21 protein-coding genes, 1 pseudogene and 2 other annotated features are annotated in these 23,835 nt (G+C 49.0%); of the genes and pseudogenes, 20 read left to right on the top strand and 2 right to left on the bottom strand.

Translation table 11 applies throughout. The annotated features are described in order from the left end of the window. Window positions 1–13: 13 nt before the first annotated feature. The 7 genes from AC0VYQ_RS10860 (at window position 14) to AC0VYQ_RS10830 (ending at window position 5,643) form a co-directional block, all read left to right on the top strand. Window positions 14–1,360: a ribonuclease E/G gene (locus AC0VYQ_RS10860; RefSeq protein ID WP_214807265.1), complete on the top strand. Its 1,347-nt coding sequence runs from the start codon at window positions 14–16 to the stop codon at window positions 1,358–1,360. 66 nt (window positions 1,361–1,426) lie between these two features. Next, window positions 1,427–1,496 (top strand) — a sequence feature (ribosomal protein L21 leader region). A 15-nt stretch (window positions 1,497–1,511) separates the two neighbouring features. Beyond that, window positions 1,512–1,820, top strand: coding sequence for a 50S ribosomal protein L21 (gene rplU / locus AC0VYQ_RS10855; RefSeq protein ID WP_012370978.1), 309 nt, complete (start codon window positions 1,512–1,514; stop codon window positions 1,818–1,820). A gap of 3 nt (window positions 1,821–1,823) precedes the next feature. Continuing rightward, window positions 1,824–2,162, top strand: coding sequence for a ribosomal-processing cysteine protease Prp (locus tag AC0VYQ_RS10850; protein ID WP_029331048.1), 339 nt, complete (start codon window positions 1,824–1,826; stop codon window positions 2,160–2,162). 14 nt (window positions 2,163–2,176) lie between these two features. Beyond that, entirely contained in the window at window positions 2,177–2,455 is a 279-nt protein-coding gene (rpmA, locus tag AC0VYQ_RS10845) for a 50S ribosomal protein L27 (RefSeq protein ID WP_012370976.1), read from the top strand. A gap of 68 nt (window positions 2,456–2,523) precedes the next feature. Further along, the gene (locus tag AC0VYQ_RS10840) at window positions 2,524–3,009 is read left to right on the top strand and encodes a Spo0B domain-containing protein (protein WP_029331047.1); all 486 of its coding nucleotides are present in this window, start codon (window positions 2,524–2,526) and stop codon (window positions 3,007–3,009) included. Between the two features lie 15 nt (window positions 3,010–3,024). Further along, on the top strand, window positions 3,025–4,320 hold the full coding sequence (gene obgE / locus AC0VYQ_RS10835; protein WP_029331046.1) for a GTPase ObgE: 1,296 nt from the start codon (window positions 3,025–3,027) through the stop codon (window positions 4,318–4,320). A 45-nt stretch (window positions 4,321–4,365) separates the two neighbouring features. Beyond that, entirely contained in the window at window positions 4,366–5,643 is a 1,278-nt protein-coding gene (locus AC0VYQ_RS10830) for a hemolysin family protein (protein ID WP_088837530.1), read from the top strand. 523 nt (window positions 5,644–6,166) lie between these two features. Here AC0VYQ_RS10830 and AC0VYQ_RS10825 read toward each other — a convergent pair. Next, complete coding sequence (locus AC0VYQ_RS10825) at window positions 6,167–6,709, bottom strand: transcription repressor NadR (protein WP_088837529.1); 543 nt, start codon at window positions 6,707–6,709, stop codon at window positions 6,167–6,169. Between the two features lie 27 nt (window positions 6,710–6,736). Beyond that, window positions 6,737–7,822 (bottom strand): cysteine desulfurase family protein, encoded by a 1,086-nt coding sequence (locus AC0VYQ_RS10820; protein WP_214810646.1) that lies wholly within the window; start codon window positions 7,820–7,822, stop codon window positions 6,737–6,739. Between the two features lie 97 nt (window positions 7,823–7,919). Between AC0VYQ_RS10820 and AC0VYQ_RS10815 the strand changes: the two genes are divergently transcribed. The 13 genes and pseudogenes from AC0VYQ_RS10815 (at window position 7,920) to dtd (ending at window position 23,553) form a co-directional block, all read left to right on the top strand. Beyond that, window positions 7,920–9,350, top strand: coding sequence for an L-aspartate oxidase (locus AC0VYQ_RS10815; protein WP_475403547.1), 1,431 nt, complete (start codon window positions 7,920–7,922; stop codon window positions 9,348–9,350). Further along, window positions 9,319–10,161: a carboxylating nicotinate-nucleotide diphosphorylase gene (gene nadC, locus AC0VYQ_RS10810; RefSeq protein WP_475403546.1), complete on the top strand. Its 843-nt coding sequence runs from the start codon at window positions 9,319–9,321 to the stop codon at window positions 10,159–10,161. The genes AC0VYQ_RS10815 and nadC overlap by 32 nt, the downstream gene beginning before the upstream one ends. Next, window positions 10,151–11,248 (top strand): quinolinate synthase NadA, encoded by a 1,098-nt coding sequence (gene nadA, locus AC0VYQ_RS10805; RefSeq protein WP_475403545.1) that lies wholly within the window; start codon window positions 10,151–10,153, stop codon window positions 11,246–11,248. The genes nadC and nadA overlap by 11 nt, the downstream gene beginning before the upstream one ends. A 127-nt stretch (window positions 11,249–11,375) precedes the next feature. Then, window positions 11,376–11,969, top strand: a complete 594-nt coding sequence (gene ruvA / locus AC0VYQ_RS10800) for a Holliday junction branch migration protein RuvA (RefSeq protein WP_029331039.1) — start codon at window positions 11,376–11,378, stop codon at window positions 11,967–11,969. Between the two features lie 7 nt (window positions 11,970–11,976). Further along, the gene (ruvB, locus tag AC0VYQ_RS10795) at window positions 11,977–12,972 is read left to right on the top strand and encodes a Holliday junction branch migration DNA helicase RuvB (RefSeq protein ID WP_088837524.1); all 996 of its coding nucleotides are present in this window, start codon (window positions 11,977–11,979) and stop codon (window positions 12,970–12,972) included. Window positions 12,973–12,975: 3 nt separating this feature from the next. Further along, window positions 12,976–14,019, top strand: coding sequence for a tRNA preQ1(34) S-adenosylmethionine ribosyltransferase-isomerase QueA (gene queA / locus AC0VYQ_RS10790; RefSeq protein WP_088837523.1), 1,044 nt, complete (start codon window positions 12,976–12,978; stop codon window positions 14,017–14,019). Then, window positions 14,016–15,161, top strand: a complete 1,146-nt coding sequence (gene tgt, locus AC0VYQ_RS10785) for a tRNA guanosine(34) transglycosylase Tgt (RefSeq protein WP_088837522.1) — start codon at window positions 14,016–14,018, stop codon at window positions 15,159–15,161. The genes queA and tgt overlap by 4 nt, the downstream gene beginning before the upstream one ends. 70 nt (window positions 15,162–15,231) lie before the next feature. Beyond that, window positions 15,232–15,522: a preprotein translocase subunit YajC gene (gene yajC, locus AC0VYQ_RS10780; protein ID WP_029331035.1), complete on the top strand. Its 291-nt coding sequence runs from the start codon at window positions 15,232–15,234 to the stop codon at window positions 15,520–15,522. Window positions 15,523–15,675: 153 nt separating this feature from the next. After that, window positions 15,676–17,887: pseudogene (secD, locus tag AC0VYQ_RS10775) on the top strand (protein translocase subunit SecD). 70 nt (window positions 17,888–17,957) lie between these two features. Beyond that, complete coding sequence (gene recJ / locus AC0VYQ_RS10770; RefSeq protein ID WP_475403544.1) at window positions 17,958–20,267, top strand: single-stranded-DNA-specific exonuclease RecJ; 2,310 nt, start codon at window positions 17,958–17,960, stop codon at window positions 20,265–20,267. Further along, on the top strand, window positions 20,246–20,764 hold the full coding sequence (locus AC0VYQ_RS10765) for an adenine phosphoribosyltransferase (protein ID WP_029331033.1): 519 nt from the start codon (window positions 20,246–20,248) through the stop codon (window positions 20,762–20,764). Before recJ ends, AC0VYQ_RS10765 begins: the two co-directional genes overlap by 22 nt. Before the next feature lie 140 nt (window positions 20,765–20,904). Next, on the top strand, window positions 20,905–23,103 hold the full coding sequence (locus tag AC0VYQ_RS10760) for a RelA/SpoT family protein (protein WP_214807267.1): 2,199 nt from the start codon (window positions 20,905–20,907) through the stop codon (window positions 23,101–23,103). Between the two features lie 12 nt (window positions 23,104–23,115). Then, window positions 23,116–23,553, top strand: coding sequence for a D-aminoacyl-tRNA deacylase (dtd, locus tag AC0VYQ_RS10755; RefSeq protein ID WP_215193133.1), 438 nt, complete (start codon window positions 23,116–23,118; stop codon window positions 23,551–23,553). Window positions 23,554–23,609: 56 nt separating this feature from the next. Beyond that, window positions 23,610–23,832: a binding site (T-box leader), on the top strand. Window positions 23,833–23,835: the final 3 nt, after the last annotated feature.

The raw sequence follows: 23,835 nt of genomic DNA, 5'->3' as shown, positions 1-23,835 counted from the left end.
TGGAGGAATTCGTATGAAATGGATTAGTGAACAAACCCCGTCGCTTGAGCGTGTTGCGTTAGTTGAAGGCGGACGGGTCGTCGAGTACCATGAGCGGATGCGAGATGAGATTCGTGTCGGTACGCTGCTCTACGCGAAAGTCGATCGGCTACATCCGACGCTTGAGGCTGCCTTTTTGATTGCGACCGATGGAACACCGCTTTACTTACCGATTAACGAAACACTGGAAACGTTACGCCGTTACCCGGATGTCCCGACAATCGGTCAGGCTGTCCAAGTCGGTCAGACCGTTCTCGTTCAGGTCGTCAAGGAAGGCACGGCACCGAAACAGCATAAAGTGACGCAAAACATCACCTATGGCGGACGCTATCTCGTCTATTTCCCGTATGGTCGGCGTGTCCGCTTCAGCCGGAAACTCGATCTCGTCACGCAGCAACAATTAGCGGAGCTGATTCAAACAAGTGAGATGGAAGGCATCTTGTACCGGACGGAAGCATCGCAAGCAGAAGTCGGTGTACTTGAGAAAGAACTGTTCCAGTTACGTGCCCGTCACGAACAAATGCTAAAGCAGGATAACTTAGAACAGGATGAATCATTGATTGTCCAGGAAGCGAAACGGCTCCCGTTCATCGAAGAAGCCTGTGTATCGAATCGAATGGAAAAAGAACGATTGGAGCAACTCGGATTACGCGTCGATCGTCCTGTATTGAAAGGACGGCTCCCGGAGATGGAGCATGTCGACCGCGTCATCGAGAAAGCGCTCGAAAAAGTCGTTTGGCTCGATGGAGGCGCCTATTTATTGATTGAAGAAGTCGAGACGATGACAGTGATTGACGTCAATAGTGGAAAGATGATTTCCGTCAAAGAGCAAAAGCGGACGTTTGACCAAATCAATGAAGCGGCAGCCGGTGAAATCATGCGCCAATTACGCCTGCGCAACATCAGTGGCATGATTGCCGTCGATTTCCTGCGGGGCTCAAGTAAAGGGCAGACGCGTGTGACGCAATTGCTAAAGGAACGCGCCGCCCAAGAAACGAAGCAAATCGAAGTCTACGGCTTTACGAAGATGGGCCTTTGCGAATTGACGCGGCAACGGCATGGAAAATCGTTACTCGAGCGTTCCATCGTACAAGGGAAGCCGTCACGGATTGCGATTCACCGGCAACTCGAACCGAAGTTGATTGAAATTGCGACCTATGCGGAAGCAGCAGTCGTCCGCGTGCCGACTGGCGGATTAAGTCCGTTGTTGCTACAAGATGCACCGGTCGAGCTGTTGATTGTCGAAGGCGAAACCGGTATCTTATTTACGGGAACGAAGCAGGAATGTGAAGAATTTATCGGTCGTCAGCAAAAACAATAAGAACGTTATTGACAATAGTCAACTTCATTTGGTATTCTGAATAACGTTAGTTCGTTTGGAAGCACCAAATGACTACAACCGCACAGACCGGGTTTTAAAGCATCCGCTGCCCGTGATGGCGAGTCTGAGTTCCTAAGAGGAGGTGCACGTAATGTACGCAATTATTAAAACTGGTGGTAAACAAGTTAAAGTCGAAGCTGGCCAAGAGATCTACGTTGAGAAATTAAACGCAGACGTCGACAGCACAGTAGAATTCGGCGAAGTCTTGATCCTTGGTGGTGACGATGTTAAAGTCGGCGCTCCACTCGTAGAAGGTGCGAAGGTCGTAGCAACGGTCATCAAACACGCTCGCGCGAAAAAGATCACAGTCTTCAAAATGAAAGCTAAAAAGAACTACCGTCGTAAGCAAGGTCACCGTCAACCTTACACGAAGGTCCGCATCGAGAAAATCGAAGCGTAAGCCATGATACGTGTTAAGATTCGACGAGATGAAGCGGATTTGATCCGTTCCATCGAAGTGACAGGACATGCCGAGTTTGCTGAGCCTGGTCTAGATTTAGTCTGTGCCGGCACTTCAAGCGTGATTTTCGGAGCATACAATGCAATCGAGTCACTACTCGGGCAGGTCCTGCTCCTTGAAATGGCAGAACAACAAGAGGGTGGCTACTTTTATGTAGAGCCGTACGCTGACTTAGCACCGGATGTCAGTGAACGCACCCAATTGTTACTGGAAGCGACATTGGTCCAACTCGGAACCATCGCTGAAAGTTACGGTGAGTATATCCAACTTGAACAAATATAGGAGGTGGATTCCACATGTTGAAACTTAATCTTCAGTTCTTCGCATCGAAAAAAGGGGTAGGTTCGACAAAGAACGGTCGTGACTCGCAATCGAAACGCCTTGGGGCGAAACGTGCAGACGGTCAAACTGTTTCTGCTGGTTCAATCCTCTACCGCCAACGCGGTACGAAGATTCACCCAGGTATGAACGTCGGACGTGGTGGCGATGATACACTTTTCGCAACTGCAACTGGTGTCGTTCGTTTCGAACGTCTTGGACGCGACAAAAAACAAGTCAGCGTTTACCCAGCATAAGTGATCGATGAAGCAGACTCTAGCCACTTTCGGGGGTTAGGGTCTGTTTTTTTAGGAGGGAACGACCGATGAAGGATGAGCAGGTACTTGATCTTTTAAAGACACTTCGTCACGAATGGTTGAATCGATTACAACTCGTTCGTTCGTATAGCGCGATGGGTGACGAGGCGGCGGTTGAATCGATTTGTTCAGTCTATCGCGAGCAAGCGTCACGAGAAGGACGCCTGACGTTGATTGAACTACCGAAAACAGCGCTCACACTTCAACGAGCGGATTGGACAGGCTTGACTGTCGAATATGATGTGATCGAGAAACCGAAGCAGATTGATGACGTACGGCTAGCGAAAATCATCGAGGCTGCGATTGATATGATTGAAGTGGGAGATGGAGAAGTATCCGTGACCTTCCATGAGGGCGTGACCATCGAGGTCTATCGGGATCTACTAGATATGTCGCGCCTTAAGAATCTAGTGACGCCGATGGAAATCGAGTCACAGACAGCCAATGAGTGTGTGATCGAAATTGAAAGTCTTCCTGTAGGGGAAGAGAAGTAATAGGAGGGATCTGACATGTTCGTCGATCAGGTAAATATTTATGTAAAAGCAGGAGATGGTGGACGCGGGCAAGTTGCGTTCCGTCGCGAAAAATATGTTCCAGACGGTGGTCCAGCCGGAGGAGATGGTGGGCACGGTGCTCACGTCGTTCTTGAAGTGGATGAAGGACTTCGTACGTTAATGGACTTCCGTTACAAACGCCATTTTAAAGCCGTTCAAGGTGAAAATGGAATGTCGAAGGGGATGCACGGACGTAAGTCGGAGCACCTCGTCGTTAAAGTACCACCAGGCACGGTCGTCTACGATGATGATACGGATGCAGTCATTGCCGATCTCGTTCATCACGGGCAACAAGCCGTCGTTGCTAAAGGTGGACGTGGTGGACGCGGAAACTCGCGTTTCGCGACACCTGCGAACCCAGCTCCGGAACATGCGGAAAACGGGGAGCCGGGCGAAGAGAAGTACTTGAAACTTGAACTCAAGATGCTCGCTGATGTTGGACTTGTCGGATTCCCGAGTGTCGGGAAATCAACGATGTTATCAATCGTCTCAGCAGCACGTCCGAAAATTGGAGCATATCACTTCACGACAATCACACCGAACATCGGTGTCGTTGAAACGGAAGACAGCCGTAGCTTCATCATGGCCGACTTACCGGGACTCATCGAAGGAGCAAGTGAAGGTGTCGGACTCGGTCACCAATTCCTCCGTCACGTCGAGCGGACGAAAGTCATCGTCCACGTCATCGACATGAGTGGAATGGAAGGGCGCGACCCGGTTGAGGATTACAACATCATCAACAAAGAACTGGCAGACTATAACTTACGTCTGACGGATCGTCCGCAAGTCGTCGTCGCAAACAAGATGGATATGCCGGATGCAGAAGCGAACCTCGAAGCGTTCAAAGAAGCTTTCCCGGACCTCGAAGTCTTTGCAATTTCTGCAGCGACGCGTCAAGGATTGCGTGACCTCTTGTTCCGGATCGCCGATCTCGTCGATGCGACACCAGAATTTGGTCTTGAAGAGCTTGAAGAAAAAGCAGCGACACCACGTGTTGTCTATGGTTACGAAGCACCAGAAGCTGGCTTTACGATTTCGAAAGATGAAGATGATTGCTTCGTCATCCAAGGACCACGGATCGAGAAACTCTTCACGATGACGAACTTCATGCGGGAAGAGTCGATTAAACGATTCGCTCGGACATTACGTCAAATGGGCGTCGATGATGAGCTCCGTAAGTTAGGTGCGATTGATGGGGACGTCGTTCGGATCCGTGACTTCGAATTCGAATTCATCGAGTCTTCGTTCTAAAGATCACGTAAATCATTCATTTAGGAAATGGAGTGTGAAATCATCGTGGACCCACTTCCCGCGATTCCGTTTATCTGGCTGCTCGTGTTATTGGTCATCTCAGCGTTCTTCTCTTCTTCTGAAACTGCTTTATCTAGCGCAAACCGCTTACGGATTTTGCATCAATCAGAAGAAGGCGACCGTCGTGCCTCACAAGCACTGCGCTTGTTCCAACGCTATGAAGAAACGCTGACCGCAATTTTGATTGGCAATACGATTTCGAACCTCGGTGTTGCGATGATTGGGGGATGGCTTGCGATGACGATGTCACCGGAGCCGTTACCACGCGTCGGCATCATTTTCGGAACGTTCTTACTGATTTTGTTATTCGGTGAATTGATTCCGAAATCTTACGCACGGGAACATGCTGAAAAGTACGTCCTATGGATTAGTCGTCCACTGCGCATGTGCCTGAGTCTCTTCAAACCGGGAGTCTTTTTATTCTTAAAGTTGCGCCACGTTGCACTCGTCCTGATTGGTGCTGATCCGAAAGGACCGCTCGTAACGGAACAAGAACTTCGTGCACTCGTCGACATTAGCGAAGAAGAAGGCGTCATGGATGAAGCAGGGGCTGAGCTTGTCCACCGTGCCGTCGATTTTAAGAACATTACTGTCGAAGAAGCGTTGACACCACGAACAGATATTCAAGCGATTGATATCGATGACAGCTTCGAAGAAATTTTACGTGAGGTACAAAAAGGCGGTTTTTCCCGTCTGCCGGTTTATAAGGACTCGATTGACCATATCATCGGTGTTCTATCCGAACGTGATTTCTTACGCGAGTTCGTCAAAAATGGAACCGTCGACATCCGTGAGTGGATTCGACCGGTATCCTTCGTCGTTCCGCAAACCCATTTGATGGATTTGTTACCTGAACTGAAAGTGAAACAGTCACATATGGCTGTCGTACTTGACGAGTTTGGTGGAACGGCCGGATTAATTACGCTTGAAGATATTTTAGAAGAATTAGTCGGTGAAATTTGGGATGAGCATGATGAATCACTTGAATATACGAAACAGATTGGTGTAAACCGTTTCGAATGTCTCGCAGAGTATGATATTGAAGATTTTTGTGACCAATTCGAATTGACGATGCCGGAAACAGAAGCCCAGTCGCTGGGCGGCTGGATTATGGAACGTGTCGGTCAAATTCCTGAAGTTGGCACAACGATGACATATGAGCGTGTCACGTTCACGGTACTTCATGTTGAAAACCGCCGTGTCCGAAAAATATTAGCAACATTCGCGTCTGAAGTTGCTGAAACGGTCGAAGAACGATCTTGATCGATTTGGAAGAGGTCTGAATACAACACGTTGATTAAAAGCCGATGATAAAAAAGAAGGGATTGCCATCTATCATGGATGTGCAATCCCTTCTTTCAGCGTGTAGACAAAGTGATATCTGAAAATAAAAGTGTCTTTTTTCGTTGCTTTCCTCGGGCGAGGCGCAAGCCGTTGCTCCTTGGTCCTCACGGCCAACGAGCAGGGTCTTGCCTGCCTCTGCAGTGCGTTCCGCGACCCTACAGCTTTGCTGTAGCGGCGCGGAAGATTGCCGCTTTGAAGACGAGGCGAGACAGGGAAGCGCGAACTGTTGCTTCTCGATATCACATTTTTACGTTTCATAAGAGTTTGTCTACAGTCTAAAAGTCGAAGAGCCATATGCAATCATCGCTTAAAAATCAAACGTAATGAAAGACGATTCCGCCCTGTGCGTAAGAAACGCCGATGTTCCCGCTTTTATGCGGAGCCATCGGCGTTTTCTGTACATACTTTTTTCGTTCATGACGGTCAGATGCATGCATTTTGGTTAGACGTCCAACTCGGAAACTAGGATGCCGAGATGATCTAACTTTTCAATTGCTGCTTCAAGCGCCTCATCACTGTCAGCTTCTAACGTATGGATGTGGACACCATCCGTCAGACTCGATAATGGGGTCGCCTGTGTTTCTTCAAGGCGTTCTATTAAAACGCGGACATCACGCCGACTTTTCAGCATCAACTCGCCCGTGATGAAACCGTAGACCGGATGTTCGACGATGACGTCAAGAACGGTGACGCCTTCGTCGACGATGGCGTCACATTCTTCTTTAAGTTGATCGTATCCATGACGGCAGACGATTTTTCGCCGTTTTCGTGAAGAATCGTTTTCTAGTTCGTTGAGTAAATACCCGCGAGCCGTAGCTACGACTGGATGACCTTTGGCTTTTAATAACGATAAATCCTGAACGATGACTTGTCGGCTTACACCCGCCTGTTTCGCAAGTGCCGTACCGGTGATCGGATGATCACTATCCTCAATAATCTGTAGGAGTAAGTTTCGACGTTCTTCTCCAGATTGTCTTCTTCCCATTGCCACTCCTGCCCTTCTTCAAAAAAATCATGTATCAAGTGTACATAAGAAATCGATACACCGCTCGACTTCCTCTTTTGTCGTATGAAGTCCAAAACTAAGACGAATCAGGCCGTGTGCTGCCGTTTCATCATACTGGATGGCACGAAGCGTAGAATTCGGTCCATTTTCGCCTGCCCGGCAAGCGCTTCCGGCTGAAACAGCAATTCCAGCCCGGTTCAGGGCAAGTAAAACGAATTGTCCATCCATCCGTTTCGTATGAATGGCACAAATCGAAGCCAGTTGATCGGGTGACTCGACGACATGATAACCCGCATGAGGAAGTCTTTTTTGTAGCATACCACGAAATTTCTGACTTGCGGCTTGGAAGCGAGGATTTTCAGATTGATAGTGCTCACAAGCAGTCAGGAAAGCGACGATTCCCGGGATGTCGACCGTTCCGGGGCGAATTCCAAGCTCGTGGTGGGCAGCGTAGTAAGGGCTAAAGAGCGGACGGCGTAAATAGACGGCACCGAGTCCTTTTGGTCCGTAGACTTTATGACTGCTGCATGTATAGGCATCAAACGAGTCGATTGAGAGGGGGTGTTTGAGAAATCCTTGCACACCGTCACAGTGAAATAAGATCCCTCTCGCCTGGCAAAATTGAGCGATTTCTTCAACTGGAAAAATGAAGCCTGTGTCCGAGTTGACGTGTTGAATCGAGACAACACCGACTTCATCCGTGCAGACGGTCTTGAAGTACGTCCAGTCAAATGAACCATTTGGAAGCAGTGGTAAGAGAATCGTGTTTGAGGCGAGCCGCTCCAGTGGCAGGAGAACGGAATCGTGTTCGCAAGCAAGTGTCAAGACAGTTGTCTTTTGACTTTGACGAAGGAGGTGCTGTATCGCAATGTAATTCGCTTCCGAGCCACTACCGGTGAAAACGATATTTCCATCAGTTTGACCGAGTAGAGCTAAGAGCTGTGTACGTGCACGTTCGAGAATTTGTGCTGCTCGATTTCCTATGTCATGAAGTGAAGAACTGTTGCCGTAAGCTTGTTCAGCCGCCAATCGATACTGTTCAATTGCACCAGGGTACATCGGAGTCGTTGCCGCGTAATCTAAATAAATCATAAATGAATCGGATCCTTTCGTCTTGTCACTCGACTAAAAATATGCCAAACTTATTGTCAAGACAATAGTAAACTAAAAAAACAGAGGTGTAAAACAAATGTCTTTACATAAATATTTCGTGACCGATGTATTGATTGTCGGGACAGGGCTTGCAGCAATCACGGTCGCACTCCACTTACCGGACAATCTGCGCGCATTACTCGTCACGAAAGGAACTAGAAGTGAGACGAACTCGATGCGGGCACAAGGGGGGATTGCTTCTTCGGCGCTCGAGGATGATCACGAGGCACATCGCGCAGATACAGTCCGCGCTGCAAAAGGATGGGTGAACCCTGAAGCCGTGGAGTTCGTAACACGCGAAGGAAGGACAGTGATTTCTGAACTCGAAGCACTGGGTGTCATCTTCGACCGTCAAGAGAATGGTGAGTACGCGGTTGGGCGTGAGGGAGCGCACGGTCTTCCGCGGATATTCCATAGCGGGGGTGACCAGACTGGGTGCCGGATGATGGAAACACTATCTGAAAAAATCACGCATCCAGTCCTTGAGCAGACCGTCATCACACAATTGTTAACGTCTGGCGGACGTGTCGTCGGAGCAGCAGGATATCGCGGCGAAGAGCGGATTGAAATTTCAGCACGTGCCGTCGTCTTGGCGACAGGAGGAATCGGCGGCCTTTTGTCGACTTCGACGAATGATACTACGATCACCGGAGACGGATTAGCACTTGCTGCTGCCGTCGGGGCAAACTTGTCTGATTTAGGGTACGTCCAACACCATCCAACGATTTTAGTCCACCATGGAAAATCCGTTGGCTTAATCACAGAAGCGTTGAGAGGTGCGGGAGCATACTTAATGACGCGCGATGGTCACCGTGTGATGGACAATCATCCGGAAGGGGACTTAGCGGCACGGGACGAAGTGGCGGCTATGATCACGGCAGTCCGAAAACAGGAATCGGTTTACCTCAACACGACACCGGTCAGACAGTTGGCGGAACGATTCCCGACATTCGCTCGAAAATGTGAAGGATTGAACATAAATCCGGAGCTTGTCGAGGTGACGACCGGCGTCCACTTTTTAATGGGCGGAATCGAAACGGATCTTGCAGGACGAACATCAGTCGCTGGTTTGTACGCAGTCGGAGAGACAGCATCAATCGGATTACACGGCACGAATCGTCTTGCTTCGAACTCTTTGCTCGAATGTTTTGTGATGGGAAAAGCCGTGGCACGGCAGTTGCAGCTCGCACCTCGGAGGGCACTCCCTGCATTCCGACCGGTCTTTGGATGTGAGGATGATGTTTTACAGGAGAAGTTGAGTGAAGTCTTAACGGTTGAACTTAAAGAAGACCGTCTTCAAGCCACCCTTGAGCAATTAATGAGCGAGTCGGTTCAGCAAACGGGGCGGCAGGCGGAACAAAATCGATTACACATCATGACGGGACGTCTCCTCCTCGAAGGAGCATTACGTCGATTAAAAGAGGAGCGACAAACGAATGAACAGATGGCACCTGCAGCAACAACTTGAAGGATTTTTAATCGAGGATATCGGACATCAAGACATCACGAGTGAACTTTGTCTGACTGGACACGAGCAAGGGACGGGACGATTCCTTGCGAAAGAGGATGGCATCTTTTGCGGCGTCGCCGTGTTGCGTGAGCTTGCACGATTGCTAGAGGTGACATTCATTCAACAGGTTGAAGATGGACAAGCAATCAAGCGGGGACAAGTTCTTGCGGAATGGACGGGCGACTTGCGTTCAATTCTGAGCGGAGAACGGGTAGCGCTTAATTTGATTCAACGGACGTCAGGTATTGCGACATTGACACGCAGTGCTGTTGACCGGGCAGACGGACGAATTCGCATCGCGGATACACGCAAGACGACACCAGGTCTACGGATGCTTGAAAAACATGCTGTTCGCGTCGGTGGTGGCTTCAATCACCGGGGGCGTCTAGATGACGCCGTGATGATTAAAGATAACCACATCACGGCAGCAGGGTCGATCACGGAGGCAGTCAAACGGGCAAAACGTGCCGTCGGTCATACGACGCCGATCGAAGTCGAAGTCGAGACAGAAGCGGAAGTCAACGAAGCGATCAAAGCCGGTGTCAACATCATCATGCTTGACAATCGTTCGCCGGAAGAAATCAAACGGTTCCGTCAAGCGATTCCGTTGGCGATAACAGTCGAGCTGTCCGGAGGCGTGACGCTTGAGACATTGCCGAGGTATTGCGACGTCGGCGCCGATTACATTTCAATCGGGGCGTTGACACATTCAGCACCGGCACTCGATATCAGTATGAAAATTCAAGGAGGAAAAAAAGATGAGCTTTGATTTATTGGCGAATCAAGGGATTCCCGGACAGTACTTAGAAAAAACAGAGGCAGAATTAATAGCAATCATTGAAGGGGTCAAACACCGGATGGGCAGTCGGTTGTTTTTGCCGGCGCACCATTATCAAAAAGATGAAGTCGTCCAGTTTGCTGACGCAACAGGGGACTCGCTTCAACTGGCGCAAATCGCGAAACAGATGACGGAGGCCGAGTATACCGTTTTTTGTGGTGTCCATTTCATGGCGGAAACAGCCGATATGTTAACAGATGCTGAACATACGGTCGTCTTACCCGATATGCGTGCCGGCTGTTCGATGGCGGACATGGCGAACGGCTATCAAACGGAACGTGCCTATGCCTATCTCGTTAATCGGCTCGGTGACTCGATTTTACCTTTGACCTACGTCAACTCGACAGCAGAAATCAAAGCGTTCGTCGGACGCCATGGGGGAGCGACGGTGACTTCATCGAATGCTGTCAAGATGGTCGAATGGGCGCTTGCGGAACGGGATATTCTGTTTTTCCTGCCGGATCAACATTTAGGACGAAACACAGCGCATGCGCTCGGAATTCCGCTCGAACAGATGGCGGTCTGGGATCCGATCAACGATCAATTAGTATTTGATGGAGAAGACTCGGACATCCGTATCATTTTATGGAAAGGGCATTGTTCGGTCCACGAAAAGTTCACGGTCGGTCAAATTGAACAGTTCCGGCTGACGGATCCGGCACGCCAGATTCTCGTCCATCCGGAATGCTCGTTTGAGGTCGTGGAAGCAGCAGATTTAAACGGTTCGACAGCGTATATCATCAATCAAGTGAAGCAGGCGGCAGCCGGCACGAAATGGGCGGTCGGAACAGAGATGAATCTCGTCAACCGGTTGGCGAAGGATTTTCCGGAGCAAGATATTGTATCCCTCAATCCATTCATGTGTCCCTGCTTGACGATGAACCGGATTGATTTACCACATCTTGCCTGGTCACTCGAACAAGTCGAGCGTGGCACGCCTGTCAACATCATCAGCGTCGATGCCGAGACGACAGAATATGCCGTCTTGGCACTGGAGCGGATGCTCGACCGATCATAAATCAGACAGCGCCTTGCCGATTAAACTCATCGGTGAGGCGTTTTTTGTCGGAAGAACATTTTGAAGCAAATCGGACTTATATGCTACAATAGCACGAGAGTTTGTAATTGGATGGGAGCGTTCTAAATTGATAGAATTCGTACGCGGCGAGGTCGCTTATGTCTGTGCGGAATTCGTGACGATCGAAGTCGGGGGGATTGGCTACAAAATCGTAGCACCGAACCCGTTTTTTTATCGGACCGGAGACGAACAGGTTATCGTATATACGTATCATTATGTGAGAGAAGATCAAGAAGTATTGTTCGGATTCCGTTCACGACGCGAACGTGCATTGTTCACGAAATTGCTTGGTGTGACAGGAATTGGTCCAAAAGGGGCACTCGCAATCGTCGCGTCAGGAAATGTTGACGCGCTTGTCGAAGCGATTGAACAGGAAAAAGAAAGTTACCTCATCAAGTTCCCGGGCGTTGGTAAAAAGACGGCGAAACAGATGACACTTGATTTAAAAGGGAAATTAGCCGAGCTCGCTCCGGATTATGTACCGAGCGAAGGGCTGTTCGCTCAAAGTAATGCCGAGTTGAACGAAGCATGTGAAGCCTTGACGGCTCTCGGGTACAGTGACCGTGAAGTCGAAAAAGTCAAAAAGGCGCTTCAAGCCGAAGTGCTCTCGACGGATCAATATGTCAAGCGGGCCCTTCAGTTGTTATTGAATGTGAGGTGAGGACAAAATGGAAGAGCGGATTTTATCAGAATCAGCCCATGCAGAAGATCAAGAAGAGTGGAGTCTACGTCCGCAAACACTTGATCAGTACATCGGTCAAGAGAAGGCAAAAGGAAACTTAAGTGTCTTCATCGAAGCGGCGAAGATTCGTCAAGAGACGCTCGATCACGTTCTGCTTTATGGCCCTCCTGGTCTCGGAAAGACGACACTTGCGACGATCATCGCCAATGAGATGGGCGTCGGTGTCAAGACGACAGCAGGACCGGCAATCGAGCGACCGGGTGACTTAGCAGCAATCCTCTCGTCACTCGAACCGGGAGATGTCTTATTCATCGATGAAATTCATCGGCTCAGTCGTTCAATCGAAGAAATTCTGTATCCGGCGATGGAAGATTATTGCCTTGATATCGTGATCGGACAAGGCGAACTGGCCCGCAGCGTCCGGATTGACTTGCCGCCGTTTACGCTCGTCGGTGCGACGACGCGGGCCGGGATGCTGTCTGCCCCGCTCCGTGACCGCTTCGGTGTGACACTGAAACTTGAGTATTACACGATGCCCGAGCTCTCAGCGATTGTTACCCGGACGTCACGTCTATTCGGATTTGAAGCAGACCGGATGGCGGCGGAAGCCATCGCGCTCCGCTCGCGTGGAACACCACGGGTCGCCAATCGCTTATTACGTCGGGTTCGTGATTTTGCCCAGGTCGCCCATCAAACAGAAATCGATGCGACACTCGCGACGAGTGCACTCGACCGGCTCCATGTCGATGCGCTCGGACTGGATGATGTCGATCACCGGTTACTCCGTTCACTCGCTGAACGGTTTGCTGGCGGACCCGTCGGACTCGAAACGATTGCCGCAACGATCGGGGAGGACGCACAGACGATTGAAGACGTCTACGAACCGTACCTGTTACAACAAGGATTTTTACAACGAACCCCACGCGGTCGTGTCTTGACACCGTTCGCGCGGCAACATTTAGGATTGAAAGAAGGAAATTGACCCATGGATGTAAACTTATTTGATTTTCATTTGCCGGAAGAACAGATTGCCCAAGTTCCCTTACTCGACCGGACGAGCTCGAAGCTGATGGTGATTGACCGCGAGACGGGAGCGTTACGTCACGAACGGTTCCATGATATCGTCTCGCACTTCAATGCGGGCGACACGCTCGTCATCAATGATACAAAAGTCTTACCAGCCCGTTTGTTTGGTGTCAAAGAAGAAACCGGTGGAAAAATCGAGCTGTTGTTATTGAAGCAGACGAGTGATGATGTCTGGGAGACGCTCGCAAAACCAGCGAAACGTGTGAAGCCGGGAACGGTGATTACGTTTGGTGACGGCTTACTTAAAGCTGAATGCGTCGAAGCGCTCGACGATGGCGGACGAATTTTGAAGTTCTCGTATGACGGTATCTTTTATGAAGTCCTCGACGAGCTCGGGACGATGCCGCTTCCACCGTATATTCACGAGCAACTCGACGATCAAGATCGTTACCAGACGGTGTATGCGCGCGAACGCGGGAGTGCTGCGGCACCGACTGCTGGACTCCACTTCACACCGGAATTGCTGAAAGCATTGACGGATAAAGGCGTTACACTAGCACCGCTCACGTTACATGTCGGTCTCGGTACGTTCCGTCCGGTTTCCGTCGATGACGTCGACAGTCATAAGATGCATAGTGAATATTATGAACTGCCGGAAAGTTCAGCAGCAATTTTACGTGAGACACGAGCGCGCGGCGGACGGATCATCGCGGTCGGAACGACGTCGACGCGGACACTTGAGACAGTTATCCGTGATCATGGTGACTTCGTCGAAGCGACGGGGTGGACGGACATCTTTATTTACCCGGGGCAGGAAGTGAAGGCGATCGATGGTTTGATTACGAATTTCCATTTGCCGAAGTCGACGTTAATCATGCTTGTCTCCGCACTGTCGACCCGGGAACACATTTTACACGCATACGAAGAAGCCGTCGCAAACGGATACCGATTCTTTAGTTTCGGTGACGCGATGTTCTTAACAAGAGAGGAATTAAACCGATGACAAAACACGCAGTAACATACGAACACATTAAGACATGTAAACAATCAGGTGCGCGGTTAGGAATCGTCCACACGCCGCACGGTAGCTTCGAAACACCTGTCTTCATGCCAGTCGGAACGCAAGCGACGGTCAAGACGATGGCACCGGAACAAATCAAGGACATGAACGCAAACATCATTCTCTCGAACACCTATCATCTCTGGGTTCGTCCGGGGCACGACGTCATCAAAGAAGCAGGCGGTCTACACAAGTTCATGAACTGGGATGGCGCGATTTTAACGGATTCTGGTGGTTTCCAGGTCTTCTCACTCGCTGACCTCCGGAACATCACGGAAGAAGGCGTCCACTTCCGGAATCACTTGAACGGGGACAAGCTGTTCCTCTCACCGGAAAAAGCGATGGAGATTCAAAACGCACTCGGTTCAGACATCATGATGGCGTTTGACGAATGTCCGCCGTTCCCGGCGTCACACGAATACATGAAAGCATCGGTCGAACGGACAAGTCGCTGGGCAGAACGTTGCTTGACGGCACATGAACGGCCGCAAGATCAAGCCTTGTTCGGGATCATCCAAGGGGGCGAGTACGAAGACTTACGTCGTCAAAGCGCACGTGACCTTGCATCACTCGATTTCCCAGGCTATGCCGTCGGTGGTTTGTCTGTCGGAGAACCAAAAGACGTCATGTACCGGGCGCTCGAATTCACGACGCCACTCATGCCGGAAGATAAACCACGTTACTTGATGGGTGTCGGATCACCGGATGCCTTGATTGAAGGGGCGATTCGCGGTATCGATATGTTCGACTGTGTCTTACCGACGCGGATTGCGCGTAACGGAACGTTGATGACATCAAGCGGCCGGCTTGTCGTCCGTAATGCGAAATATGCACGCGATTTCCGTCCGCTCGACGAAAAGTGTGATTGCTATGCATGTAAAAATTACTCACGTGCCTACATCCACCACTTGATTCGTGCCCAGGAAACGTTCGGTTTACATCTCTGTTCGACACATAACCTTCACTTCCTCGTCAAATTGATGGAGGGCGTTCGCCAAGCGATTCGAGAGGACCGTTTACTTGATTTCAAGGATGAGTTCTTCGAAGAATACGGTTATAATTTACCAAACGCAAAGAATTTCTGAGTTATCGTCTGACAAATCAATCGTTTCAAGGTATAATGAACGTGATTTGAATGAAAAGGAGCTGAGTCAGATGCAACAACTAATCACATTCCTCCCGATGATTTTGATCTTCGTGGTGTTCTATTTCTTGTTGATTCGTCCACAGAACAAACGCCAGAAGCAAGTCCGTGAAATGCAAACGCAATTATCACGCGGCGACACGGTCGTTACAATCGGTGGACTCCACGGAGTCGTACAAAAGGTTGATGAAACGACAGTTACATTAAAATCAGGGAATTCCCAATTGACGTTCAATCGTAGTGCAGTCGCGGAAGTTACAAAAAAATCAACGACTGTCATGGACGACGAAACCGTCGAATAAGGCAAGAAAAAGACGCTTTCCGAATTTCGGAGCGTCTTTTCTGTCTTTATATGAGAAAAACGATTGCTATGATTACCAATTCTTATGTAAGCTAGGATAGGATACGAAAGTTGTCTGAAAATATACTGGGGTTTAGAGAAAGGACAATGTAGCATGGTTAAGAAAGGAAAACTAGCCACGTTCTTCATTATCGTCGCCGCATTACTCATCTTGATCGGCACGACGTCGACATGGCTCTTGAAAGACACGAAACTCGGTCTTGATTTAAAGGGCGGGTTCGAAGTGTTGTATGAAGTTCAACCCTTAAAAGAGGGGGATGTCATCGATGATACAGCGATGAGCGCGACGTTGACGGCAATCGAAAACCGTGTCAACGTTCTCGGTGTATCGGAGCCGGACATCCGAATCGAAGGGAAAGACCGGATTCGTGTACAACTCGCGGGTGTCAAAAACCAAAGCGAAGCACGTCAGATTCTATCTTCGACAGCCGAGTTATCATTCCGTGATATCGACGATAAGCTGTTGCTTGACGGATCGGATTTAAAGGCGAAGGGTGCGAAAGTCGGATATGATCCGAATACGAACGAACCACTCGTCGAATTAACATTGAAATCAAAAGAGAAGTTCTATGAAGTGACACAACAGATTTCGCAAAAACAAGCGCCGGATAATCGTCTCGTTATTTGGCTTGATTATGCGAAAGGTGACACGTACGAAAAAGAGATTCAAAAAGAAAATTCAAAAATTGTATCTGATGCGTCAGTCAATCAGCCAATCAACTCGGATAAAGCAATCATCTCGGGTGGCGATATCGACGCCGAGTACGGAAAACAATTGTCATCCATTTTAAATGCGGGGGCATTACCGGTTAAGCTTGATGAAATCTACTCGACATCAGTGTCGGCGGCATTCGGGAAAGATGCGCTTGATCAAACATTATTTGCATCAATGATCGGTGTTGCGGCAGTCTTCTTATTCATGTTGCTGTTCTACCGTGTATCTGGTTTCGTCTCAATCATCACGTTGTTGTTCTATATTTACCTCGTCATGATCTTCTTCAACGGAATCAATGCCGTCTTGACCTTACCGGGTATCGCGGCACTCGTCCTTGGAGTCGGGATGGCGGTCGATGCGAACATCATCACTGCAGAGCGGATTAAAGATGAGCTACGTAGTGGGAAATCTGTTTTGTCGGCATTCAAAGCCGGGAATCGCCGTTCATTCGGAACGATTTTAGATGCGAACTTAACGACGCTGATCTCAGCAGGTGTCCTCTATTACTTCGGAACGAGTACCGTCAAAGGGTTTGCGATCATGTTGATGGTTTCGATTGCCGTCACGTTCATCACGAACGTCTTCATCTCTCGTTACTTGATGCAACTTCTTGTCAGTAGCCGTTGGTTTGATAAGAAAAAATCATGGTTTGGCGTAAAGGAGAGTGAAATTCGTGAACTTTAATCCTACGAAATTCGATTATGTAAAACATCGCAAAGTCTACTTCACGATCACAATCGCTTTAGTTCTCCTGTCGGTTCTGTTGCTTTCATTCCGAGGCTTGAATCTCGGGATTGACTTCACGGAAGGGACACGGGTCGAAATTTCTTCGGAAAATCAAATCCAGGAAAGTGAAGTCCGGTCCGTCATTGAAGAAGCGGGGATCGACGCAAAAGAAATCGACGGGATTCAGTTCGCGCAAGGCGGTACGCTCGCGAACGTCACGTTCGTCGGTGAGTTCAGTCAAGAACAAGTCGCGGAAATGAACAAAACGATTGAAGCGAAGTATGATAAAGCACCAAGTATTTCAACGGTCTCCCCACAAGTGGGTCGTGAGATCGCCCGAAATGCGATGTACGCTGTCTTGCTCGCTTCAATCGGAATTGTCATCTATGTCTCGTTCCGTTTCCAACCGACGTATGGAATCGCGACAGTGCTTGCTTTGCTCCATGATGCCTTAATGATCATCGCGTTCTTCTCACTCTTCCAAATCGAAGTCAACCTGTACTTCATCGCCGCCGTCCTGACGATTATCGGGTACTCGGTCAATGATACGATCGTGACGTTCGACAGGGTGCGTGAAAATTTAGGGCGTGCTGAAAAAGGCGGCAGAACCGTTTCGTTTGATGAATTATGCGACGTCGTCAACGAATCGATTCAGCAAACGATCATCCGTTCAATCAATACGGTCGTGACCGTCATCATGACGGCTGCCGCCCTCTATATTTTCGGAAGTGAAGCGATTCGTGGTTTCAGTCTTGCCTTGCTTGTCGGTTTGTTCATGGGGATGTATTCATCGATCTTCATCGCTGCGCAACTTTGGCTCGTCATGAAAAAACGCACATTAAAACAACCAAAACAAGCTTCATGAAGACAATCCGCGTTGGGTATCCCTGACGCGGATTTTGTCTTATAATGGGGAAGTTGATTGGAGGGATTGGATGTATCATTCAAAAAAAACATGGCTCGACAAAGCAGTCGATCCGCTAAAAATAGACGAGCTGGTCGCGCAAGCGTCCGTCTCACCGAACGTAGCCCGTCTGCTAGTCCAGCGTGGTCTCGAGACGCCGGCGCAGGCAACGGCCTTTTTAGAAGCAGGACAAATGCCGTTCCACGATCCATTCCTGTTTCAGGATATGGAAAAAGTCGTCGCACGGATTAAAGAAGCTGCCGATCAAGGTGAAATGATCTTAATTTATGGGGATTATGATGTCGATGGTGTCAGTTCGGCTGCGATTTTGTGGCATGCGTTAACTGAAATCGGGGCAATGGCAGAATGTTATATCCCGAACCGGTTCACGGAAGGATACGGACCGAATGAAGCGGCCTTCCGCTGGGCGGTCGAAGAAGGATTCGGATTAATCATCACGGTCGACTGCGGGATTTCAGGTATCAAGGAAGCAGCCGTCTTAAAAGAGTTAGGTGTCGACCTCATCATCACCGATCACCATGAGGCGAAAGAAGTTCTCCCGGACGCCTATGCGATGATTCACCCGGGTGTCGATCGCAACTATCCGTTCTCAAAACTCGCTGGGGCAGGTGTTGCCTTTAAAGTCGCACACGCACTGCTCGAACGTGTCCCGACGGAGTTGCTTGACCTCGCAGTGCTCGGAACGATTGCCGACTTAGTACCGCTCGTCGATGAGAACCGATTGCTTGCGACAAAAGGAATTGAAGCGTTGAATGCAAGTGAGCGTCCCGGCATCTTGGCACTACGCCAAGTCTGTAGTTTGACGGAAGACGAACTGACGGAAGAATCGGTCGGGTTCGCATTCGGCCCCCGGATCAATGCGGCCGGTCGACTCGATTCCGCGATGCCGGCACTTGAGATGCTACTTGCTGAGACACTCGAGGAAGCCGTCGTACTTGCGAACCAGCTCGACCAACAAAATAAACAACGGCAAGACATCGTCAAACAAATCGCGGAAGAAGCGACAGCACTTGTCGAAGAAAAATATCTAGAAGACCGTGTGCTTGTTGTTGACGCGGACAACTGGAACCCGGGTGTCGTCGGCATCGTCGCCTCACGACTAGTCGAGAAATATCACCGTCCGGTCATCATGCTTTGTCATGATGCAGAGAAGGGGACGGCGAAAGGGTCTGGTCGCTCGATTGCAGCCTTCGATTTATTTGCCGAGTTGACGCTATGTGAAGACATCTTACCGCATTTCGGTGGACACCCGGCAGCTGCCGGCATGACACTCTCGTCGGATGACGTCGTCACGTTACGTGAACGCTTGAATGCACAGGCTGCCAAACTACCGGATGAAGCCTTCATCGCGACGATTGAGATCGACTTGCGTCTACGCGTCTCTGACGTTTCAATCGGATTGATTGAGGAAATTGGTCGCTTAGCTCCATTCGGTATGGGGAATCCGGCACCACGGATCGTCATCGAAGACGCTAAAATTCGGGACATGAAACGGATCGGCCGTGATTTGACCCATTTGAAGGCGCTCTTATCGGATGGAACGTCAGAGTTAGACGGGATTGGTTTCGGTTTCGGTGACACGGTAGACGAAATTTCACTACTCGCTGAAGTCTCATTGATGGGGAGTCTGAACATCAATGAGTGGAATGGTTTTCGGAAGCCGCAATTGATGATTCAAGATTTGGCTGTCGCCGATTATCAGTTATTTGATTACCGCGGTGGGAAAAAACCATTAACGGACATTTTTGAGTTGCCCCAAGAACAGACGACGCTCGTTGCGTTTTCGGACGAGACAAAACAAAAATATGCCGAGCGTCCGCTGAATGGAGCGATTCATGAAAATATTGTGTTCCTCGACTTACCGGAGACGGAAGAAGCATTCTTACCGTACTTGAAACAGGCGGAGCGGATTTATTGTGCGTTTAAGGATGAAGGGTACTACTTCGAGGCGATTCCGTCGCGTGAAGACTTCAAGCATTACTTTAATTACTTCGCAAAATGTCCACGCGAAGAGTTGCGAATCGGACTCGTACGTTTGTCGAAAACAAGAAAATGGTCGAAACGTTCGATTAACTTTATGCATTCAGTGTTTTCGGAACTCGATTTTCTTGTTACAATGGAGGACGGGCTACCGGGTGTGAACCCTGACGCTGAAAAACGAGATTTGACGGAGGCCGCGACGTACAAGCGTCATGAAGAACGTCAACGTCTCGAGCAACAATACATTTATTCGTCACTCGCTCAGTTGAAAGAGCGTTTTGATACTTTAGTGGAAGCGGCGAAGCAGGAGGAAATGACATGGAGTTCAAACAGCATATAAAAGAGGTCGAGAACTGGCCGAAAGAAGGAATCAGCTTTAAAGACATCACATCATTGATGGAAAATGGTCCGGCTTACAAACAATCGGTCGATGCACTCGTCGATTACGCACGCAAGCAAGGGGCAGACGTTATCGCAGGACCGGAAGCACGTGGATTCGTCGTCGGTTGCCCTGCGGCATACGCGATGGAAATCGGTTTTGTGCCCGTTCGTAAAGAAGGCAAGCTCCCTCGTGAGACAGTCCGTGTCGAGTATGGTCTTGAGTACGGCAAAGATGTCTTGACGATGCACCATGATGCAATCAAACCAGGGCAACGTGTTGTCATCCTGGATGATTTGCTTGCGACAGGCGGGACGATTGAAGCAACGATCAAAATGATTGAACAACTTGGTGGTACGGTTGCCGGAATCGGGTTCTTGATTGAATTGGATGGACTTGGTGGACGTGAAAAATTAGCAGGTTACGATATTTTGTCATTGATTCGCTATGAAGACTAATGACAGGAATACTCTCCCGACGAACTTGTCGGGGGGGTATTTCTTTTTATTTTGACATCTTATAAAGATTTCACGATAATAGAAGATATATATTAGGGATTTAGGCGGAAGCAATCCCGGGGACTGGGTGAGGAAAAGGGATGACAAATAAACAAATCGTAAACGTAGAAGACCTTCTCGCTCGATGTGCGGAATACATGACAGAGGCAGAAGTGAACGATATTGAACGTGCCTACCAATTCGCAAAAGACGAGCATGATGGACAATTTCGTCGATCGGGTGAACCTTATATCATTCACCCGGTACAAGTTGCCGGGATTCTTGTCGACATCGGACTCGATGCCACGACGATTGTCGCAGCGCTTCTTCATGACGTCGTAGAAGATACAGACATTACGCTTGAAGAGTTGACGGAACGCTTTGGACCGGACGTCGCGATGCTCGTTGATGGTGTGACGAAACTCGGGAAAATTAAATATAAATCCAAACGTGAAGAGTTAGCAGAGAATCACCGGAAGATGTTCATTGCGATGGCAGAAGACATTCGTGTCATCTTGATTAAGCTTGCTGACCGTCTGCATAACATGCGGACCTTGCAACACATGGTCAAAGAAAAGCAAGTTCAAAAAGCGGAAGAAACACTCGAAATTTTCGCGCCGCTTGCACACCGTCTCGGGATTTCGACGATTAAATGGGAGCTTGAAGACATCAGCCTCCGATACATCAATCCACAGCAATACTACCGGATCGTCTCGATGATGAAACAAAAACGAACGGAACGTGAAGCGCTCGTTAATTCCGTCATCGGAGAGGTCAATGAAGTGTTGGATGAAGTACAGATTGCTGCTGAGGTCGACGGTCGTCCGAAACACATTTACTCGATCTATAATAAAATGCAAAACTCGAAAAAAGAGTTCAGTGAAATTTATGATTTAATGGCAGTCCGGATCATCGTGGATTCGATCAAAGATTGTTACGCGGTCCTTGGTATCATTCATACGCAATACAAACCGATGCCGGGTCGATTCAAAGATTACATCGCGATGCCGAAACCGAACATGTACCAGTCGCTGCATACGACCGTCATCGGACCGAAAGGGGAGCCGCTCGAAGTTCAAATTCGGACACGGGACATGCACTTCATCGCCGAGTACGGAATCGCCGCACACTGGGCGTACAAGGAAGGAAAAGAGCAAGAGGCGAAATCGGGCTTCGAAGATAAGATTGCTCATTTCCGTGAGATTCTGGAATTACAAAAAGATACAGCGGACGCGGAAGAGTTCATGGAATCCGTCAAAGTCGATTTCTTTAGTGATATGTTGTACGTCTTTACACCAAAGGGCGACGTCATCGAGCTACCGAAGGGCTCTGTCCCGATTGATTATGCTTACCGGATTCATACGGAAATCGGACACCGGACGATTGGTGCGAAGGTCAACGGACGGATGGTTCCAATCGATTATAAATTGAAAACGGGCGATATCATTGAAATCGTTACGTCGAAGCATAGTTACGGTCCAAGTAAGGACTGGTTAAAAATCTGTGTCTCGAGTCAAGCGAAAAATAAAATCCGTCAATGGTTCAAACGGCAACAGCGCGAAGAAAATGTCCTTAAAGGGCGCGAGTTGATTGAAGCAGAAGTTAAAAAACTTGGTTTTGAACCGAAGGAAGTCATCACGGATAAAACACTCGAAGACGTCACACGGAAGTTCAACTTCGGTCAAGAAGAAGACATGTACGCCGCAGTCGGTTACCATGGCTTGACGGCTGCCCAAGTCGCTCACAAATTGACGGAAAAGTTACGCAAAGATAAAGAATCTAAAAATCTTGAGTTGAATGACGCCATCAGTGAGATGAAAACATTTGACCGTCCGAAAAAACAAAATCCAGAAGGTGTGCGTGTCAAAGGCATCGACAATATGCTCGTCCGGATGAGTCGCTGTTGTAGCCCGGTTCCCGGGGACGACATCGTCGGTTATATTACGCGTGGACGCGGTGTGTCGATTCACCGTTCCGATTGCCTGAATGTTTTGAATGAACAAAATCCGGAACGCTTGCTCGAAGTCGAGTGGGAGCATGAAGGGAAAACGGTCAAGAGTTACAACGTCGAAATCGAAATCTCGGGGTACGACCGTGCCGGTCTACTCAATGAAGTATTGCAGTCTGTTTCAGCAACAAACACGAACATCGTTGCCGTCAGCGGTAAAGGCGATGACAGCAAACAAGCGAAGATTTCGATGACGATCGCGATCAATAACGTCAATCACTTACAAAAAGTCGTCGATCGGATTAAACAAATCTCAGACGTGTATGCAGTCCATCGCGTCATGATGACGTAAGGAGCGGATAGGATGAGAGTCGTTTTACAACGCGTCAAAGAAGCGAGCGTGACGGTCGACGGATCAATCATCGGTCAAATCGATCGGGGATTTTTATTGCTCGTCGGTGTCACGCATGAGGACACGCTCGATCAAGTCAATTGGTTAGCAGATAAAATTGCCGGGCTACGCGTGTTCGAGGATGAGGAAGAACGGATGAATCGTTCACTCGATGATGTCGACGGGAAGATTTTATCCGTCTCCCAGTTCACCTTATACGGAGACGTCAAAAAAGGGCGGCGTCCGGCATTTACCGAAGCCGCGAAGCCGGATCTTGCAAATGAACTTTATGAAGCTTTCAATACACGACTTCGCTCGAACGGTGTAACGGTCGAAACGGGACAGTTCGGTGCGATGATGGATATTGCCCTCATCAATGACGGACCGGTCACGTTAATTTTAGAAAAGTGACCAAAGTCTTGACAGGACTTCGGGAACGATGCAATATAAATGGTAATAGAACGATTTTAGAACCGATGACGAAGAGGAGTAGTCCAAGACCTCGTCTGCTTAGAGAGTCGCCCCTTGGCTGAAAGGGTGATCAGATGAATTGGGTGAAAGACCCTTCCGAGGTATTTTCCTGAACACTGCAGTAGGGAAAATCGTAAGCAGGCGTTAACTGCACCGAGTGGCTGATTTTTTTCAGCAACCAGGGTGGTACCACGGGATCTTCAAGTTCTCGTCCCTTTGCGG

Source organism: Exiguobacterium sp. QJM3NY_9 (genome assembly GCF_056173545.1).
Note: the sequence above shows the minus strand (reverse complement) of the source record. Positions and strands in the feature narration are given on the sequence as shown.